Source organism: Symmachiella dynata, from assembly GCF_007747995.1.
In the GTDB taxonomy this organism is placed as follows: Bacteria; Planctomycetota; Planctomycetia; order Planctomycetales; family Planctomycetaceae; genus Symmachiella; species Symmachiella dynata.
Window position 1 is genome coordinate 7032839 of the sequence record NZ_CP036276.1, and the last position, 19335, is coordinate 7052173.

The following is a 19335-nucleotide window of genomic DNA, read 5'->3' on the forward strand; positions in this document are numbered from 1 at the left end:
ATGATAACCGGGTGGAAAGCGGTTCGTCCACATTGTTGCTCGTTTGGCAGGTGTTGTTTTGTTCGTAGACGTTCGCTGTCTGATCGAGGACAATCACCGATTGAATCACACTGTGTGCGACGGCGAAGCCGTTGGTTGGAGTGAGGAAAACGTAGGCGGTTGGGATTATGAATACACCGAACGATGATCACTTGCGGACCGAAGGGGACGTGAATTTTTCCGCCGTGCGACAGGAATGGCAGGCGGGGCATCTGAATGAGAAAACCCGATCCATTTTGGATGCGGATGCGCGGGCCTTTCTGCACCAATCGCTCTCCACTCCTTGCCTGAATGCGCTGGAGGGTTGTGAAGGCATTTATCTGATCGACAGTGCTGGTCGGCGGATTATGGACTTTCATGGCAATAGCGCTCATCAAGTTGGTTACGGTCACCCGCGCGTTGTGCAGGCGGTCAAGGATCAACTGGATCAATTACCGTTTTGCCCGCGACGGTACACGAACGAACCATCCATTCAACTGGCGGATAAATTGGCGGAAATGGCGCCGGGTGATTTGAGTAAAGTCCTCTTTGCCCCCGCCGGGACCGCTGCGATCGGCATCGCTTTGAAACTGGCACGTTATGCGACCCGGCGACACAAGACGATTTCGATGTGGGGTTCGTTTCATGGAGCCTCGTTGGATGCGATTTCCGTGGGCGGCGAAGCGCTGTTCCGTGACGGGCTTGGGCCGCTGTTGCCCGGCAGCTTGCACGTCCCTTGGCCGCACGAGGAACAAGACGCGGCAGAGATCGAACGATTGATGGACCAAGAAGGGGACATCGGCGCGGTGATTGCCGAACCGATGCGGTGCACAACCGTCGATGCCCCGTCGGCCGCTTATTGGCGGCGGGTCCGCACGTTGTGTGATGCGCATGGCGCGCTGTTGATCTTCGATGAAATCCCACTCGGACTGGGACGGACAGGGCGATTCTTTTGTTGCGAGCATTTTGGAGTCACGCCCGATGTGTTGGTGATCGGCAAGGGGCTAGGTGGAGGGGTGATGCCGTTGGCGGCCACGATTGCTCGCGCTGATTTGGATATTGCCCCTGATCGCGCCTTGGGGCATTACACGCACGAAAAAAGCCCGTTGGCCGCAGCCGCGGCGCTGGCCACGATTGACGTTATCGAACAAGAAAACCTCGTCGCCCGTGCCCATGCATTAGGACAACACGCGGCTAGTCGTTTGCGTCACCTGCAACAACAAGTTCCCCTGATCAGCGACGTGCGGGTGCTTGGGTTGGCGATCGGGGTTGAATTGTCCCGCGGTGGTGGCAAAGCGAATGCCGAAGCGGAGCGGGCGATGTATGAGTGTTTGACGCGGGGCTTGAGTTTCAAAGTCTCTGACGGCAATGTGCTGACTTTGATGCCTCCGTTGGTGATCAGCAAGGCGGAGTTGGATGCTGCGTTGGATATTGTTGGAGAGGTGTTGCGTGCCTTGTAGGGTGTGGTGAATTTGCGTCAGGGGAGGCTGTTGGTTTTGCGAAAACCCTCACCCCCGGCCCCTCTCCCAGAGGGAGAGGGGGGTATAGGATTGGGGGGTGGCAAGAACACCGGGGCGTTCTTATGGGTGTTGGTGGCTGGATAGAGCGTGTGGTTGGTGGTGGACAGTTCCGGGACTATGGGGTGTGTGTCCCAGTGCGAGGCGATCACGATATCCGAGTCGAGTCCGAGTTGGCGGAGATTACGGCCGCCGTAGCTATTGCGCAATGTGCTTAAAAATGTCTCGGCATCTTTTCCGGCTGATTCCCACAGTGACATGGCTAGCGTGGTTTGGTCGTCTTTGATTTCTGGACGACTATGCTGCGTCCACAGTGCGGTGGCGATGGCTCCGGCGCAGAGGGCGTCTTCGACGGTGACCTCGCCGTTTGTGCCGGCGCAGATGAAACGCACCGGGCGTCCGTCGCGAATCAATACGTCGAGTAGCGCATTGAGATTCGCGAAACACCCAATCACAATGCGCTCGGCAGCAGCAACGGCGTCGATTGCCGCGGTCCCGTTGGTGGTGGTGAAGATGATCGTCTTACCGGCAATTCGCTCAGCCGTGTATTTTGCGGGGGAATTGTCTAAATCGAAACCTGCGATCATCGTCCCCTGCCGCTCGCCTCCTAGTAGGATTTCCTTGTCAGCGAGTTGTGTCGCCAGTTGCCGAGCAGCGTCGACGGTCGCGCAAGGAACGACTGCTTCAGCGCCGACGTCAAGTGCGGTGGTAATCGTCGTCGACGCCCGTAACAAGTCGATCACGACGGCGACAGATCCTGTGAGCAAATCTTGGTCGAGCATCTGCGGCAAGAGGTGGACGGAGAACGGGAGCGCTGTATTGGCGGTGGGAGTATCCATTCTCTTAGCTGCCTCCCAACACCGTGCGGAGTCGCCGCAAGGCGCGTACGTACCGCATTCCGGCGGCTGGTTGGCTGAGGTCCAGTGCCTGCGCGACTTCGCTGTTGGAAAGTTGTTCGATATGCCGCATCAACATGATCTCACGGTCATCTTCGTCTAACTCATCCAGGGCGGCCAAGAAGCGCTCCTGCAATTCCCGTCGAATTGTGGCGGCGGCCGGGGTGAGTTCTTGGTCTCGTAATTGGGCGGCCAGATCGAGGCTCGATTGATCGCCCGTCCCCAGGCGGTGCATGGGTTGTTCGCGGTCGACGCTGCGCCGCTCGGCGACGCGGTGTTTGCGATGCGCGTCGATCATGTGGTCCTTGGCCAGATGCCGCAGCCAAAGGTGAAAGGGCATCTTGGGGTCGTCCAGATAACGTGTTAGCCGGCGACTAGCTTCCAACAGCACATCCTGTACGACGTCGCTGGCATCGACGCGCTGCGCTAACTTGCGATCCAACCGCAGGCGAACCATCTGCCGTAGCGCCTCGCGATGCCGATCCAGCAATTGCCCCACGGCAGCGGAATCACCTTGTTGGGCGCCGCGCAGCAGTTCTTGTGTTTGGTCGGAATCGGGCCACATTGTTAGGCTTGAGGCTTGAGGGGACAGGCTTGAGGGTTGGGGATTTGATTGCTGTTGGACAGCTCGGGAGTTGCATTGGCATGGCCAGTGGTACCCAAATTACAATAATACCTGTAGAAATTGCTGGTTAATGGTCGGCGGTGACCATTGATTCTTTGTTTGCCGAGGGGAGCGGATTGACGGGGGCGTCGTAGGCGCCGAAATCGTTGAAACAGAAACGCTTGACCAAACGATAGATTAGGTTTTTCTCTGGAATCTCAACGGCGGGATTGTACTGTGAGGTGCGGTTTTCCATCGCCTGCAATTCTGCCAGCGCGGTTTGCCGGACAGTGGCATCCTTGGCGCCATGTAGGACGACTAATTCCTCCAACAAGTCGGGCCGCTCCAGTACGATACAACCGCGCGTCGATGAGGCGGCGAGTTGGCGGAAATCCTGTAGGAAATCCGATTCGCGGAAGACGTCCCGAATGTGCCGCTCGTCGTGGATCGATTCTTTGGAAAACTGCACGATCGGACAGGGTTCGATATCGCCCCAGGGATTGATGTGGTGGCTGATCCCGGTTGCCGCCGGGCAGAGCGCGCGGCCTTCTCCGTCGTAATAGGCATCGATGACGCCAATCGGTTTTGTCGCCCGCGTCTCGACCACGAATTTGCGAATGCGGGTTTGTTGTTCGGGCGTGAGCGCCATATCCGGTTCGGGATCGGGACCCATCGGGCGATAGACGTGATACCAGGTGTACATCACACCCATCTCGATGAGTCGGTCGACCCATGCGTCGGTCACTAAGTCATCGATGTTGGTTTGGCAGACGGAGGTGCAAACGCCGGTGAGCAGTTTGTTGTTCACACAGTTTTCAATGCCCTGCATCGTCTTGCTGAGCACGTCTTTGCGGCCGCGGCGTTCGTCGCTGACGATTTCTGTTCCCTCGACGCTGATCAGCGGCGTGACATTGCCCAGTTTGCGAAGCCGCTTTGCTTTTTCATCGGTGATGAATTGGCCGTTGGTGAAGACTTGGAAATAGCAATCGGGATGTTGCTCGAGGATGTCGAACAATTCCGGATGCATGAACGGTTCGCCGCCGACGATGCCGAAAAAGCTGTTGCCGACCTCTTTGGCTTCGGTGATTAGCCGGTTCATAGCCGTCAGATCGATGGTCTGCTGTTTGGCAGCCACGTCGACCCAACAGCCTTGGCAGCGGAGGTTGCAACTGTTGATGATCGAGACGTACAAGAATGGCGGAAAATATTCGCCCCGTTTGAGCCGCTGTTTAAATTTGTAGACGCTGCGCAGTCCTTTAAAACCCATGTTGTACATGAGTTTCCACAACAGCCGCTTGTCGGTTTCGAACAAGGCGCGTTTGGCCATTCGCAGGTACATCAACAACGTCCTCTCAGATGGAAGTGTAGGTCCGGTTATCCCGGACGATTGTGTCAGCGACCGGCATGAAAACCGGACCTAGCTCGGAGAGCCTTCGTCAGCCAACAGCGGCCGGTGGAACCGACCCTACTTAGCCTCTATCGTAACGCTCGGGGGATTGTTTAGCCACAGATTCCTACGGAATTCACATGGTTACGCAGTCGCCTTGCTGGCAAGTCCCGAATCGAACGCTAGCGGTTGGAATTGACGAGAAAGCGAATCGGACTGTGGGTTAGGCAAACCGCAACAAAAAATCCCCGCCACGGACGAATCCGAGACGGGGCGGTTGAAGTTGAAATTTCTCATGACGCGGGACGTATTACGAGTGGAATACGTTCTGGGTCGTGTCCCCTTCGGCACTGTTGAAGCCGTAGAGGTATTGTTGCAGCAACCAGTAACCGGAGGTTCCCAGCGGCTTGTAGTGGCGGACGAAGACGTCTGAACCGCTACCACCGTAAATCGAGTCGTACACGCCTCCGACGGGATCGTAACCACCATCGAGGTAGTCGTCGCCGGCTTGACCGGACAGTGTGTCCCGGCCGGTTCCGCCGTAGAGGTCATCGTCGTCGTTTCCGCCGTACATGGCGTCATTTCCGGCGTCGCCATAGAGGCGGTCCTCACCATTCGAACCCCACATGCGGTCGTCACCGTTTCCACCGCGGACGTAGTCGTTGCCGTCGTTGCCGACGAGTTGATCGTTTCCATTATCACCGTAGATCGAATCGTCGCCGTCTTGGCCCCACAGTGAGTCGACTCCATCGCCGCCCCGCATGTAGTCGTTGCCGGCTTGGCCCAGCATGTAGTCATTACCGTCTTGGCCGTACATGTAGTCGCGGTCGTTTCCGCCATACAGACGATCGTTGTCATTGCCACCGTACATCCAATCGACCCCGGAATCGCCATAGATGCGATCGGCGCCATCATGACCGTACATCGAGTCGTTGCCCGTTCCGCCTCGCATATAGTCGTTTCCGTCACGGCCATAGATGCGGTCGTTTCCGGCATCGCCGTACAGATAGTCATTCCCAGCGCCACCGTCGACGGTGTCGTTGTTATTTCCACCGTACATCACGTCGCTGCCGGCTTCGCCACGCATATTGTCGTTTCCGTTTCCGCCATACATGCGGTCGTTACCGTTCCCACCATACATATTGTCATTGTCGTTGTCGCCGTAGATGCGATCGTCGCCGTCGCTACCGTAAAGATTGTCGTTACCGTTTCCGCCGCGAACGGTGTCGTTACCCGCTTGGCCGTCGATGAAGTCGTTGCCGTTGTTGCCCACCAACGAATCGTTGCCGGTTCCACCGTACAAATTGTCGGATTGTGATCCACCGAAGATCGTGTCATTTCCGGCTCCACCATCGGCCGTCATGCTGATGTCGGTGTTGTTGATGACGGTGTCGTTACCATCTTTGGCATCGACGACAATCGAGTCGACGTCGTCGAAGTCGTAGTCGCGGTCTTCAATGACATCACCGTCGGCATCGCGGATGACGACGAGGACTTCATCGATTTCGCCATCGTCATAGGTATAAGAGATTTCAATCGTGTCGTCTTCGTTGGTGCCCTCGATTTCGAGTACACCATCATCAAGATCGATGTCCGCCGCCATCAACCGGCGGTCTTCCAGTGCTTCGAATTTCATTTTGCGTTTGTTTGGGAGAGTCATTTCGTGTTCGCCTTTTCGTTGGAACGGTGTGTTTGAAAAAATGGTCCAATACTCTGTGAAGCGAAACCGGTGGCGAACTGTTACACAGATATTGCAAGAAAAAATGTGGGCCGCAGAAATTCGTGCAGAGCGTGCCGTGGGCAGCAGCATCGTGCGGAAAAGCAGCTGTCTCAATTCGATTCGCGATTCGCCCCGTCGGTTTTGAGAGCAAAAAATCTCGTAGCAAAATTGGGGAATCGCCGTTGACGTGAAAGAAAGAACTACTTATCGTTCGCCGCTCTTCACTTGGGGGACCCCAGGCTCCGGTGACTGGCCGCGTTTTTTCTTCGAAAACAGAGCCGCCGTCACATCAGCCTTCCCCGCCGAACACTTCCTCTCAAGATCCACTTCAAGTTTTCAGAATCGTGCATCCATTCCGGTGTTGTTCGCGTGACCGTTGTGTCAGGACGAACGGATTGGAAAACCATGCTATTGAGATAATCCTTAGCCGTCTGACCGTTTCCCGAATGAACTGCAGACGGCCCGACCCGACCTCACAGCCTCTTCTCGTGACCCGTCACGATCCATGAACTGGGCAACCACCAATCCCCTGGGGATTGTGCGAAGTCCATGATGGGTAACCTGAGAATGGAACCGGGCTGTGCCACTTCGTTCCGCAAAGGACTGCGTTATGAGACAATTGCTTTTGACCGTTGTCGGAATTTTTTCGTTGACCATGGCAGCCGGGTGCTGCTGTTGGAGCAACCCTTGCAACTCCTGTAGCAGCCCGTGCAGCACCGGCAACTGCGGTCCTGGTGGCTGCGGCGTACAACAATACGGACAACCGTACAACAGTGGCGCCTATTTTGGTCCGGCGTCGCCTCAAACGGCCTATGCGCCGCTGCAGCCCATTCCGATGACAGCCGTTGGTCCGGTGGAATCGCTGCCGACCTATCGCTAAGCCGACTACGCGATCGAAGCGTTGAGCGATGGCCTGACCTTCGATATCTTGGTTTTGCGGGAATCCCGCCTTTGTTCGTTGATTCATTCGCCGAGGGGTGATGTACTCGACGACAGGGGCGGTACGTCCTATAATTCAACCTTGGTTTTTGTCTACGGTTGGAATGGGGACGTGTCGGTTCATGGAAATTGTTAAGTATCCGCATCCTGCATTGCGGTGGAAATCATCGCCCGTTCAGGCCATCAACGCCGAATTGCGGTCTACGGTCCGCGAGATGTTCGAGTTGATGTATGAAGCCAACGGCATCGGATTGGCCGCCAATCAAGTGGCGCTGCCGATACGGCTGTTCGTGCTGAATCTCCTGGCCGATCCGGCGGAGAAGGAAGAAGAATACGTCTTCATCAATCCGGAAATCATCCGCCGCAAGGGAAACCAGGAAGCCGAAGAAGGCTGCCTGAGCATGCCCAATCTTTATGGCGATGTCCGCCGCGCTGGAGAAATTGTGGTCCAAGCGTACGGTTTGGACGGGCAAGGCTTTGAACTGACCGTTGACGAGTTGGCCAGCCGCGCGATTCAGCACGAAACGGATCATCTCGATGGGGTCCTGTTCACCGACCGCATGACCGAAGCAGCCCGACGCGAAATCGATCCGATGTTGACTGATTTTGAAACGCTGTTCCGTCGCCAACAGGAACAGGGAAAATTCCCGTCTGACGCTGAAATCCAGCAGCAACTCCAGGAACGGACTCCGTAAGTGGAGGGGATGCGCGGATGACAAGGTTACGATTGGCCATGATGGGAACAGGCGCATTTGCGGTTCCCACCTTCGCAGGCTTATACGACACGCCGCACGACGTTGTGGCGCTCTACACACAACCCGCGCGCACCGGTCGCGGGCATCATAAACACGTGCGCAATCCAATGGTCGAACTGGCTGAAGCGCACGATACCCCAGTCCTGCGACCGGCAAAAGTCAACACACCTGAGTCGTTGGACGAGATGGCCGAGTTGCAGCTCGATCTGTTGGTCGTGGCGGCGTATGGACAAATCCTCTCGGCTAAGCTGTTAGACACCCCACGACTTGGCGCGGTGAATGTGCATGCCTCGCTACTACCGAAATACCGCGGCGCTGCTCCGGTGAACTATGCGATTCTTAGAGGCGAAACGGAAACGGGTGTGACGATTTTCCAGATCGAACCGAGCCTCGACTCCGGACCGATCTTGGGAATGGAGTCGCTGACGATCGGCACGGAAGAAACGGCCGGGGAATTGGAACCGCGACTCGCGCAACTCAGCGTGCCGTTGGCTCAGCGCGTCATCAGCGAATTGGCGGCCGGCACCACGAATCCGCTTGTCCAAGACGAAGCCACTGCGACGTTAGCGCCAAAGATGAAAAAAGAGCAGGGAGCGATTGACTGGACGCGTTCGGCTGACGAAGTCGACTGGCACATTCGCGCCATGCAACCTTGGCCCAAGCCGTTCACGTTTTGGCATCGCTCTGAAGGAAAACCGCTGCGGTTGGTCGTGCCGCATGTTCGCAAAATCGACGCCCGCTCAGCCGAATTGCCAGGCACAGTCCTGGAAAACGACGAAGGCGGATTGTGGATTCAAACCGGAAGTGACGTGGTAGAGATTGTGGAAATCCAGCCCGAGGGCAAACGTGCCATGTCCGCCGACGATTTTCTCCGCGGCCACAGCGTCCCCGCCGGCGAGCGTTTCGGGCCGCTGGAGTAAGCCGCCGTAAAGCGTCTGCAAGGGGTGAGGCGTGAGGGTTAGGTTTTAGACTGTAGACCGTAGACTATAGGGTTGGTCAGTAAATGCTGTTTGGCATGGCATGTGTATGTACTGGCCGCTGGTGAGGCGTGTGGCGTTGTAGCGATGGCTCAAGCCTTGGCAGCGAGAATCCCCGTGAAACGGGGATGGAAATGGCGGGCGGCTACTGCATACCCCGTCGTAAACGACGGGGCTGATACCGCTGCGCGGAAAACGCCGGTGAACCGGCGTCATTTACGCCACTCGCAAGGCTTGAGGCGTGAGGGGACAGGCGTGAGGTGGGCTGTAGGCTATAGACCGTAGACTTTAGGGTTGGTCGATGGCTGCCGTTTGGCGCGGCGTGCGTACGTTCTGGCCACCGGCCACTGGCCACTCCCTTCAACTCGCTAAACCAAAAACACCCACGTCAGCAACAGCGAGAGCGGAAACAGGACCGCGCAACTGTAGGCCATGTAGCCGAAGAAGCTGGGCATGCGGACGTTGTTCTTTTCGGCGATCGACTTGACCATGAAGTTCGGTCCGTTGCCGATGTAGGTCATGGCTCCCATGAAGACCGCTCCGAGGCTGATGGCGATGAGCGAAGGCTCAGCCACGCCTGCGACGGTGGTGGCGTCGGTGGGGATTGTCTTGGCTGTTTCGAAGAAGACGACGTAGGTCGGGGCATTGTCTAAGAAACTGGAGAGCAACCCGGTCCCCCAATAGAACTGCCACGATTTGTCGATGCCCAAGGAGGGACCATAGGTGTGCAGAATCTGAATCGGCGCCTGCATGCAGATGAAAATACCAATGAACAGCGCCGCCACTTCGACGATGGCGTCGTAGTTGAACGAGTTTTGTTTCCGAATCGCTGCCGATGTTGAGAGCAACGATAGACCGGTCAGCGCCAGCATGACGATTTCGCGAAAATAAACCGGTGCGTGATAGTGCGTGCCGGGGACCGCTTTCGACGGATCGAGCAGTGCGACGCAGAAGATGACGCCAAACAACCACAGGAAATTGATTCCGCCTCGAATGGCGAATGGCTGCGGACGCTCGGGACGGGTTTCCACGGCGGAGCGATCTTCATGACGGAACCGCCATGTGTCCCAAAGATAATACACGACCAGCAGAGAGCCGTTCATGGCCAACCATTGCGGCCATAGCTTGAGTGTCCAAAAGAAATCTACGCCGCGCAAGAATCCTAAAAACAACGGCGGATCACCAATCGGTAACAGGCAGCCGCCGGTGTTACATGCAGCGAAGATGAAAAAGACGACGGTATGCACCACGTATTTGCGGTTGGCATTGGCTTTGAGCAGCGGGCGGATCATTAACATGGCAGCACCGGTGGTCCCGATCAGACTGGCCATCAAAGCGCCGACGGCAATAAAGCCGGTATTCAACTTCGGGCGTCCGACCAGATGTCCCTCGATGGCGATGCCGCCGCTGATGACATACAGGCTGAACAGCAAGACGATGAACGGGATGTATTCCACAAGCATCGCGTTTTTCAGTACTGTGAGCGCCGCACCCCAACCGGGGGCGGACATCTCATGCGAGGTGTGATCCAACACACCGTGGCCATAGATAAACGCAAAATACAACAGTGTCAGCGCCCCGCAGCCCACAGCGACCAACAGGCGATTGTGATTGTGTTCCCACCACTCTTCGGAGAAATGAAACAACGGCAACAGGGCGATGCACAGTAACAAACCGGCGAACGGAATGATGCTATAGGCAGCCGGCGGGGGTGCTTCATGCGTGGCGTGCTCCGCATGAGCGGCGGTCGCGTCGTGTGCCGCTTCCACCCCATGATGCACCGCGGTTACGGTTGCGACCGATTGAAACTGCCACAGGCCATAGCAAATCGCCATACCGACAATGGCACCTACGACCCAACGTCGGGTGAGTTCTTGTTGTCCACCCGGGACTGCGGTGATTTCCATGATTCTGACTTTCCAACAATTGCAAGGCGCCCGATTTAACGGGGATCCGCCGGGGCAATTCCACATGAGGGGGAGGGAACGGAGTCCGTTGTTTGATTCGTCGTAGGACTGGAAGCGAAGAATTCCGAACAGATGACGTCCGTGCGACTCGTCGCATAAGCCTCCAATGCGCATTGCAATTCGACCCTGCTCAAGATGTCCTGAGATGCGATTGCTTGGAGCAACGCACTGGGGTCTTCTCGCTGCAGGATCAACAGATCGACGAGTTGGTCTTCGCTGAGTAAATCCAATCGCAGGGCGACCTCGCCGAATCTCTCGCCGGTGCATTCTTGCTCGGCAAGAATCGTTTGAACGTCAACGGACCGCAGCACTTTGCAGGAGACGGCTAATTGGCCGATCTGCGCTTTTTGGCCGGTCACCTGCAGCAATGCTCGCGAGACGACGGGAATATCCAATATCTGGTTCGCAACGAGCCAGCGGCTGAAACGATTATTGGTGACAAGTTGTTCCAACCGGGCTGAGGATTCGCAGATCAGCGAACGAACTTGCGAACGGTTGCCGCCTGCATGTTTTGATTTGTACATCTCTTGGTCGGCGGCGGCGATCACACGGTCTCCGACATCGACACAACTTCGTCCGGGAATATCTAAGGCGGCTCCCAGGCTGACACAGATGGTCAAAGGGCAACCGTCAATTTCAAATTGCTCAGTTTCGATTCGCAAGCGGATCCGTTCAGCCAGTTTTTCCAATCCCTTAAGAGTGGGATTGCTGACCAACACAACGAATTCGTCACCCCCATACCGAGCGAGGATGTCATCGGGCCGTAAAACTTCAAGAAATGCAGCCGCCACTTGTTTTAAAATTTGATCACCAAATTGGTGCCCATAGGTGTCGTTTGCCTGTTTGAATTGGTCAATATCGCAGAAGATCAACCCCAGTGGATGAGCGGTTTGTACGCAACGCCCGACTTCGGTATCCAAGGCATCCTCAAAGTAGGCTCGGTTGAAAGCGGTGGTGAGCCGATCGTACTGAGATTGCTGCTGCAATTCGTGATGCTGGGATTCCAAGTCGTGTTTGGCTTGAACGGCCGCTTCGTGCCGTGCCGTCGCATGCAGGTTGGCCACGCTTTCTTGCATCACAAGATTCGCCAATTGTTCGCTGGCTTGGGCCATCAATTCGGCAGGGTCCTCGAGTTGATTGGCTTGAGCCGAAAACTGATCGGCGACGTCCTCGATGCGCGCACGCACCTCATTGAGGAATTCTTCTAACTCCTGTTCATCCATTTCATAATCGTGGGCGGCACGTTTTTGCAGTCGCTCATAAGCGATGCCTAAACTGTTGGCACAAAAGAAATCGCCCACACAGGCGGCGAGTGCCAATGCGCGCTCTTGGGAATGGGTCGCAGGATCCTCTGATGTTTCCGGTTCTTCGACCGCCGCATGATGAGAGCCAATGAACTTCCAGAGCGTTTCAGGCAATTCCCACGTTTCGGCCAACTTGACACCGATTTCCATATGGTCGAAGCCCAGTTGTTCGCGTTCGATTTCGTAGAGATCGCGCGACTGCGTGGCAGCTGTGGTCATTACCGCCTGATATTCGTCGGGAATCGCCTTGAGCATCGCCAATTGGCCCAGATCGAGCAGCAGGCCAGCTAAGAACAGTTCTGATTCCATCCGTTGTTTGGCACGCCGTCCCAAAGTTTCTGCCGCAGTGGCTTGGACGACGGATTGCAACCAATACCGCGCGTAATATTCTGACAACGGCCCGGTTGTGGATGCGTGTTGGGACAAATAGAAACTCAGCGCCAACGATGTGACGTAGGTGCCACCCAGCAAGCTAACGGCCCGTTCCAGTGAAGTGACTTGCGAGGAAACTCCGAAGAACGTGGAGTTGACCGCCTTGAGGATTTTGGCCGAGATCGCCGGATCGTTTCGGACCAACGCTTGCACTTCAGCGATGCCCGCTTCAGGATCATTTCTCAGCTTGAGCAATTCGACCGCAACTGACGGCAATGTCGGCAGATGTTTGGATGTCCAGATTGTTTCGGGATCGATCATCGTCTCGACCGGATGTATGGGGATTTTTTGGGGGGGAGCAAGCCGTTCAATTTTCGAAGGGTCGATTGAACGTTTCGTCGTCGCTGGAAAACCGCAATACAGGACCACTTCGCTGGAAGTCGTCCAAGACGTCGATGTCGGGTAGGTGGATTCGGGAGGCTGTTTTGGCAGGACTTTAACGATGGTGGGGTAGCGCAAAGCAAGATTCAGGATCCGCGACAAATGAGTCGCGGACAGGTGGGACTGTTACTCGTCAATGCACGGGTTTGGTGAAACCCACCTCGATGGTAAACGGTCCCAGGTCGCTGTCGAATGAAATACAAATCGGAACGACATCGGACGGATAGTGCACGACGTGCCCGGCACCGGTGACGACGTTCGGGATGCTTAACGACAATTCCAACTGTGCCAAGTGCGCTTTGGCAGCTCCGGCTATCATGTTGGCCAATTCGCCAATTGCGTCGCAAACTTCATTGTTGACTTCATCGGTTTTGATGCCGACCAATTGATCCAGGACGGAAAATGACATCTCTTTGCCGAAACTCAATACGAACGTCCCTTGGACGAGGCCGGTCAATCCAATCACAGCACTCACTTCATGCTCGGGCGTCACTTGCGTCTTGAGTTTGAGGCCGGTCCGAGCTACCGATGCCCCCAACATCATTTCAAAAACGTTTTTGGTCGAAGTAATCACCGGATTGATGTAGTCGACGTCCGACGCCATTTTTTGTTCAACAGCCGCACTCATGGTGACTTTCCTCAAGGGGGGGCAATATCCAGGCGGATTTGACATCAAGACGAAGCGAATCTCCGACCTCTTCGAGAGAGCTCGCCGACCTCTACGCCGGTCGGAAATTGAGAATCTATCGCCACTATAGGTCAAGAATTGCGAAGAGTCGGGCACTATATTGCACGACGTTGCCAATTTCTCAGTCAGGCGATGAGAAATTAGGCGCGGTTTTAACAGCCGTAGGGGTCATTCCGTCAAAACGAGCGGACGAGCCGGATGACTGCATGGATTCGACACAGCAGAGCGCGCAGCCTGAAGTGACTGTACATTGCGTGGGGCGCGGAGATGGCTCTGAGCCGGTTTTGAGGAACAGCGCGATTCAACCGGTCGAACGATCAGACCGTTAGCGGTCTGGATCAGCGATTCGTCGCAAGTAGATCGCCAGGTGCATCTCAGTTTTGAGCAACCGTTGCCATACCGCGGCGGGGACTTCGATCCGTGGTTGCTCGCCGCCTCCGGTACGTTCTTCGGCATTCTCTAGCACGGCTGCGATTTGATCGTGGACATAGGCCAAGACGTCCGACACCAACGCTGCATGTACCGGTCGCATGTCGCGCGGGATCTCGGGGGGACCTTGCGGAAACAACTCCCCATCCGCCCGCGTGCTGCCGACTGCATCGGATTGATCTTCGCCGTGCAGCGACATGGTGTGTGAATCGGATGACAGAACTCCGCTGTTGAGTAGTTCGTCCCGCGTCTGTTGTATCGAGATTTCTTCTTCACTACCGAAGATCAACAACGAACGTCCGACAGCGACCAGATCACCGACTTGGAGCACGCGCATGTGCATCGGGTGCCCATTGACACGCGTGCCGTTGGTGCTGTCTAAATCGGTTAAAATAAACCGGCCGTCGTCGTCTTGAATTTTGACGTGAAATCGGCTCACGCTTTCGTCATTGAGACGAATGGTATTGTCGTCCTCACGGCCGATCGTGACCGGCGTGGGCAAATCTGCGTAGACCGATCCTTTCTCCAGACCGCTCACAACTTGAAATGTCACCATGGCCATGCAGCACGCTTTTGTAGAGAGTCTTGCCAACGTGGTTGCGTCGTGATGTCCCAGGATACGAGCGAGGCAAAATGGTTATCGAGAATGGCTCGCTGAGAACCAAACCTTTGAGCCATTCGACAACTGACCTCCGCCTGGGAACGCAATCAGGAGAATTGCGGATCAGGAAAAATCCGCCGCATAAACCAACTTGTAACATGGTAACGCGCTGAGCGTCAAGAACTTCTCCTCGCGCACGCCCGGTTACACACGGGGCGTTAGTTCAGTGAGGCGGCCCAATTCAGGATGTCTGGGTCGTTATAAGTCTGGCCGATCGCATCCGAGACAGACTTGACCACCTCAATTTTTGTGACCGGTTTGGCCAAAACCGAATAGGCCTCCGCCTGCTCGGCGTCGCGGCGCAAATCGTCCGTTGCATCGGCGGTGATGATAATACATGGCAGCAATTCGTGCAGCGATTTGACAATCCGCACCGTTTCCAACCCGGTGAGGACTTCCATATGCATATCCAACAACACTAAGTCGACGTGTTGCTCTTGCACAATATCGATTGCCTCTTCGCCCGATTCCGCCTCGACCAAGCTAAACCGCAGCTCAAATATTGAGCGGAGTGCCTCGCGAAAATGCGGATCGTCATCGGCGATCAACAATTCATAAGGACGGTTGCCTCGACGTCTCACAGGAACCTCCTTTGATTCCAACGATCAAACATCACACGAAATTCTGCGCAAACAATCCCTCCGGGACTGATGCCTGACTCCCTTAACAGCAACAACAATGCCAACAGGCTGCAAATCAATGGCGATTCCCTAAGTGTCACTGTCATAGGGTGTTCCGAAATTGGCTTGCAAGCCGGGTCATCGATTGTACCAGATGAATACGTCCGAAATCGAGATGAATTTACAACCGGCATTGCCCAAACTGTCAGAACGGCAGGTTTTTTAAGTCGCCAAAATGGCCAAGAAAGCCGTAAAACAGGGGCACACGTCTCCTGGGTTGCTGTTATTTCAGTGTTTCCAAATACGCCAGCAGGTCTCGAAATTCGCGAACTGTTAATTGGTCCTGGAGTTTTTCGGGCATGATTGACGTTTTTTGAGGCACCCGTTCGTCGATTTTGTTGCTCGATAACTCCAAGATATTCCCCTGGGTATCGCCAATCGTCACCGTGCCCTCACGGTCCTGGGCCAGGATTAACCCGCTGTGGACTTTGCCATCCTGCATGACGAATGACCAGCCGGAGAATTGGGGAGCGATCTCGGCGCTCGGTTCCAGGATCGACTGCACCAGTTTGTCCCGCTTAAGCGTGCCGGCGACTTTGGAGAGTTCCGGGCCGATTTGCCCGCCGCGGCCGTTGACCGTGTGACAGCGATAGCAACCCGCTCCGCCGGAGTGAAAAAACACCCGCCGCCCCGCATCCGCATCCCCCGGTTGCTCAAGCAGCTTTTGCCATTCCTCAATGGATTGCGGCCGCTTAGTACGCAAGGCGGCGTTCCGTGGCACGTTTTGTCCGCCGGCTTTTAGCGCGCGTTTGAGTTGATCCGCCAATTCGCGATCGTCATCGGTTACATCGTCGCCTTTCGAGCTTATCAACGATGTCGATAAATCGGTCAGCGCCGTGTTGAGCTCCGCGTTGAAATCCTGCGGCGGTATTTTGCGGACCGCTCGTAGGGCTTCGATTTGCAGGGCGCGATCTTCGGAACTCAATAGCGACGTCAACAGCTCGCGCGATGCGGCATCGATGGGTTGAGCAGCCAATCCGACTAGTGCCTCAGCTCGCAGATTGGTCTCCAGGTTTTCGTCACGCGCGATGCCTGCCAACAATTGGGTGGCGGTCGGAATGGAGGAGGCTTGTAAGGTGCGGACCGTTTCCAAGCTGAGCACCGGATCGGCGACCGCTAATAAATCGTTGAACAGTTTGTCATTCAACCCGGCATGGGCCGGATCGAGCGCCCGCAAGGCCCGCGCCCGCAACTGTGGTTTTTGTTGGGGGTCGGTGACGAGTTGCAGCACATATTGCGAGCCGTCGATTTCGTTTTTGATTTTCGTTTTGAAATCACCGTCACGCTCCACGCCATCCAAAATCGCTAGTGCCGCCAGCGTGGCTTCGAACAGATCGGTGGAAAGATTGCCATCGGTCAGCAACTGTTGCAACTGCGGCCGCAGGTCTTGGAAATCCTCCTCGGCGATCCACTGCACGGCGGCGCGTTGGATGTCGGGGGACGGATCGGCGAGGCCCGCTTCGGCGGCGGCTTTGAATTTGGGGGCCTTTTGGCGGAGGGCGAGGAAATAGCCGAGGCGGGCGCGCGGTTGCTCTATGACATTGTGGTTTGTCTTTTTGATTAACAACTTTTGTGAAAACTGACTACTTGCGATTTTTATTAAACAGCAAAATACAAATGGATCGTCGTTTAAAAAGACACTGTCATACGTTTCAAGCACCACATAGGAATCAATGTTTTTCTCTTTCGAGTAGTGCCCAGCATCCATTAGTGAAAGCGTCACGAACGGAAACGTCGGATCACTCGATTCAAACATCGTTGATAAAATGTGCCCGTACATATTCATTGGATCGGGGTCTAATAGCGATATCCCAAAATTCAACAAGAATTCACGTGCTGCTTCATCCTGAATTAAGTCATCCCATGAATCGGCACGCTGCAGGTGCTTGTCTAAAACCTGAAATACGGCAGTTGCGGATTCGTCAAACATCCTAGCAATATTTTGATCCCTTGCCTCTTGATTTGGCTGTACCAATTCGTGTTCAGTTGGGGACATTCTGTTCGTCAGCGTCCACACAGCTTCGACTCGGGCACGCGAGGAAAGCTTTAAGTCGGTCATCGACTTTTTCACAGTATTTCGCCCCTCCTCTGTCTCCGCCAATGCCACCGCCGCTGCGCGACGCACTTCAATCCGTTTTGACTTCAGTAACTCCTTTAACTCCGCCACCGGCCGTCCAGGAATTGTCGCGGTGTTGATCACCTCCCGCTGCGGCTCCTCTACCGCCGAGACGCGCCAGATGCGGCCGTGGCCGTGGACCGGGTAGTCCTTGAGGACCCAGTCGGTGAAGTACAAACTGCCGTCCGGCGCGACCGCCAAGCCGACTGGGCGGAAGTTTTCTCCGCCGACGATCAACGGTTCCGCCTTGGAAGTGAACGACGTGCCGCGGGGTTTGAGTTGGAATCGATCGATGCGGTGGTCGCCCCAGGAACCGACTAGCAGCGAGCCGATGTATTCTTCCGGGAAGCCGTCCGATTCGTAAGCGACGATGCCCGAGGGGGCTTCTCCCGTGCCGGCGACCATCGGCAGCGTGCCGGGCAATTCACCATTCCAGGAGGTAAACGGATGCACGCCGCGACGGCCGTTGCGGTAACGATAACCGTAATCACCGCCGCGAATCGTGTGCAACAACCGGCAGGGTGGACGGCTGTCGGGATCGTTGTCGACGGTGAACATGCGGCCGAACGTGTCGAAACAACTGGCGTAGGGGTTCCAAAATCCGGTGGCGAACCGTGTGAGCTTCGAACCGTCGGGGCGACACCGAAAGATGTTCCCCCCTTCGCCGCCCCCGGTCTCGACACTGCCGTCAGTGCCGAACAGTTTGTAATCCGCACCGAGGTTTTCCCCCATGCCGATGTACATCCAGCCGAGTGCGTCAAAGGCGAATCCGGCCAGGCCGTTGTGTGGATAATCGCCCGGCGTGTCGAGATGCAAAATCCGTTCGCGGCTATCGGCCTTGCCGTCGCCATCGGTATCACGAAACAACAAGACTTCTTTCCGCGTCGCGATATAGACCGCCCCGTCGGGCCGCAGGGCGATGCTCATGGTATGCACCAACCCGTCGGTGAAAACGACGATGTCGTCCGCGCGGCCATCGTTGTTCGTGTCGCGCATGATCAAAACGCGGTCGCTGTCGTGCCCTTGGTAATCGCTCGCGCGGTGGTGCGTGTTGCTTTCAATCGCCCACACGCGACCAAGATGGTCGACGTCGATGCCGGTCGGCGTGACGATCTGCGGATGCTCGGCGAACAGTTCAATTTTCAACCGCGGATCGAGCGATTTCGGCGGCGCGTCTTCCGCAGCACCGGCGATCATGGGATACACCGCGATCAGGATAACGGTAGCGAGCAGATTCATGCGAGCGGTCATGCGATTCCTTGTCGTGGATTGTGCGAACGAAATCGAGATTGGATTTTGGCCAGAATGAGATTGTCATGGCGGACGCACCATCAGCATACAAAAGTCTACGCCGAAGGCGTTAGTCATCATAGCCTAGGGTCGCGAACGTAGTGAGCGCACCCTAGGTGGGCGAGGCGATAATGTGTGGCAACCCTGCAGGGGTTGTTCAATCGTGATCGGATCGCATTACGGGGCATGCGATGCGTTGAGAAACCCTTTCAGGGTTTGTGCGCGGGGAGCCTGGGTTCCTAGGGTGGCGCGGCTTCGCCGCTTACCCTAGGCTAGGATGAGCTACCCCTTTGGGGTAGTGATAGGTGTGCGTCGACGTTCATTGGGTATGCTGGTCGCAGGGCCAGGACCGGGTGTCGGCGGAGGTGAGGATTCAGTGGGGATCCAGTCATGGCAAACGCACCACGAACATGCAAACGTGTACGCCCTGCATACGAAAGTCTACGCCGAAGGCGTTCGTCATCATAGCCTAGGGTCGCGAACGTAGTGAGCGCACCGTAGGTGCGTGGGGCGATGATGTGCGGCAACCCTGAAGGGGTTGTTCAATCGTGGTGGGATCGCATTATGGGGCATG

General features: G+C 55.9%; 14 protein-coding genes. 4 read left to right on the plus strand and 10 right to left on the minus strand.

The window, feature by feature from the left end; all coding sequences use genetic code 11:
• Positions 1 to 167: 167 nt before the first annotated feature.
• Positions 168 to 1478: a (R)-1-hydroxy-2-aminoethylphosphonate ammonia-lyase gene (gene pbfA / locus Mal52_RS26850; RefSeq protein ID WP_145379814.1), complete on the plus strand. Its 1311-nt coding sequence runs from the start codon at positions 168 to 170 to the stop codon at positions 1476 to 1478.
• A 17-nt stretch (positions 1479 to 1495) separates the two neighbouring features.
• Here the strand turns inward: pbfA and Mal52_RS26855 are convergent, their stop codons facing one another.
• From Mal52_RS26855 to Mal52_RS26870, 4 genes are all read right to left on the minus strand, one after another.
• On the minus strand, positions 1496 to 2374 hold the full coding sequence (locus Mal52_RS26855) for a 2-phosphosulfolactate phosphatase (RefSeq protein ID WP_145379815.1): 879 nt from the start codon (positions 2372 to 2374) through the stop codon (positions 1496 to 1498).
• A gap of 4 nt (positions 2375 to 2378) precedes the next feature.
• Entirely contained in the window at positions 2379 to 2996 is a 618-nt protein-coding gene (locus Mal52_RS26860) for a sigma-70 family RNA polymerase sigma factor (protein WP_145379818.1), read from the minus strand.
• A gap of 127 nt (positions 2997 to 3123) precedes the next feature.
• The gene (locus tag Mal52_RS26865) at positions 3124 to 4374 is read right to left on the minus strand and encodes a radical SAM/SPASM domain-containing protein (RefSeq protein WP_145379820.1); all 1251 of its coding nucleotides are present in this window, start codon (positions 4372 to 4374) and stop codon (positions 3124 to 3126) included.
• Positions 4375 to 4732: 358 nt separating this feature from the next.
• Complete coding sequence (locus tag Mal52_RS26870; protein ID WP_197534486.1) at positions 4733 to 6082, minus strand: calcium-binding protein; 1350 nt, start codon at positions 6080 to 6082, stop codon at positions 4733 to 4735.
• 670 nt (positions 6083 to 6752) lie between these two features.
• Between Mal52_RS26870 and Mal52_RS26875 the strand changes: the two genes are divergently transcribed.
• From Mal52_RS26875 to fmt, 3 genes are all read left to right on the plus strand, one after another.
• Positions 6753 to 7022 carry a hypothetical protein gene (locus tag Mal52_RS26875; RefSeq protein ID WP_145379824.1) on the plus strand — a complete coding sequence of 90 codons (270 nt, stop codon included), beginning with the start codon at positions 6753 to 6755 and terminating at the stop codon, positions 7020 to 7022.
• Between the two features lie 181 nt (positions 7023 to 7203).
• Entirely contained in the window at positions 7204 to 7776 is a 573-nt protein-coding gene (def, locus tag Mal52_RS26880) for a peptide deformylase (protein ID WP_145379826.1), read from the plus strand.
• A gap of 17 nt (positions 7777 to 7793) precedes the next feature.
• Positions 7794 to 8756 (plus strand): methionyl-tRNA formyltransferase, encoded by a 963-nt coding sequence (gene fmt, locus Mal52_RS26885; protein WP_145379828.1) that lies wholly within the window; start codon positions 7794 to 7796, stop codon positions 8754 to 8756.
• A 425-nt stretch (positions 8757 to 9181) separates the two neighbouring features.
• Here the strand turns inward: fmt and Mal52_RS26890 are convergent, their stop codons facing one another.
• The 6 genes from Mal52_RS26890 to Mal52_RS26915 all read right to left on the minus strand — a co-directional run bounded on the left by Mal52_RS26890 (position 9182) and on the right by Mal52_RS26915 (position 18722).
• Entirely contained in the window at positions 9182 to 10720 is a 1539-nt protein-coding gene (locus tag Mal52_RS26890; protein ID WP_197534487.1) for a sodium:proton antiporter, read from the minus strand.
• 35 nt (positions 10721 to 10755) lie between these two features.
• Entirely contained in the window at positions 10756 to 12975 is a 2220-nt protein-coding gene (locus Mal52_RS26895) for a sensor domain-containing diguanylate cyclase (RefSeq protein WP_145379831.1), read from the minus strand.
• Between the two features lie 55 nt (positions 12976 to 13030).
• Positions 13031 to 13525: a chemotaxis protein CheX gene (locus Mal52_RS26900; protein ID WP_145379833.1), complete on the minus strand. Its 495-nt coding sequence runs from the start codon at positions 13523 to 13525 to the stop codon at positions 13031 to 13033.
• A gap of 385 nt (positions 13526 to 13910) precedes the next feature.
• On the minus strand, positions 13911 to 14576 hold the full coding sequence (locus Mal52_RS26905) for an FHA domain-containing protein (protein WP_145379835.1): 666 nt from the start codon (positions 14574 to 14576) through the stop codon (positions 13911 to 13913).
• 257 nt (positions 14577 to 14833) lie between these two features.
• On the minus strand, positions 14834 to 15256 hold the full coding sequence (locus Mal52_RS26910; protein ID WP_145379837.1) for a response regulator: 423 nt from the start codon (positions 15254 to 15256) through the stop codon (positions 14834 to 14836).
• A gap of 322 nt (positions 15257 to 15578) precedes the next feature.
• Positions 15579 to 18722, minus strand: coding sequence for a PVC-type heme-binding CxxCH protein (locus Mal52_RS26915; RefSeq protein WP_145379840.1), 3144 nt, complete (start codon positions 18720 to 18722; stop codon positions 15579 to 15581).
• Between the last annotated feature and the right edge of the window lie 613 nt (positions 18723 to 19335).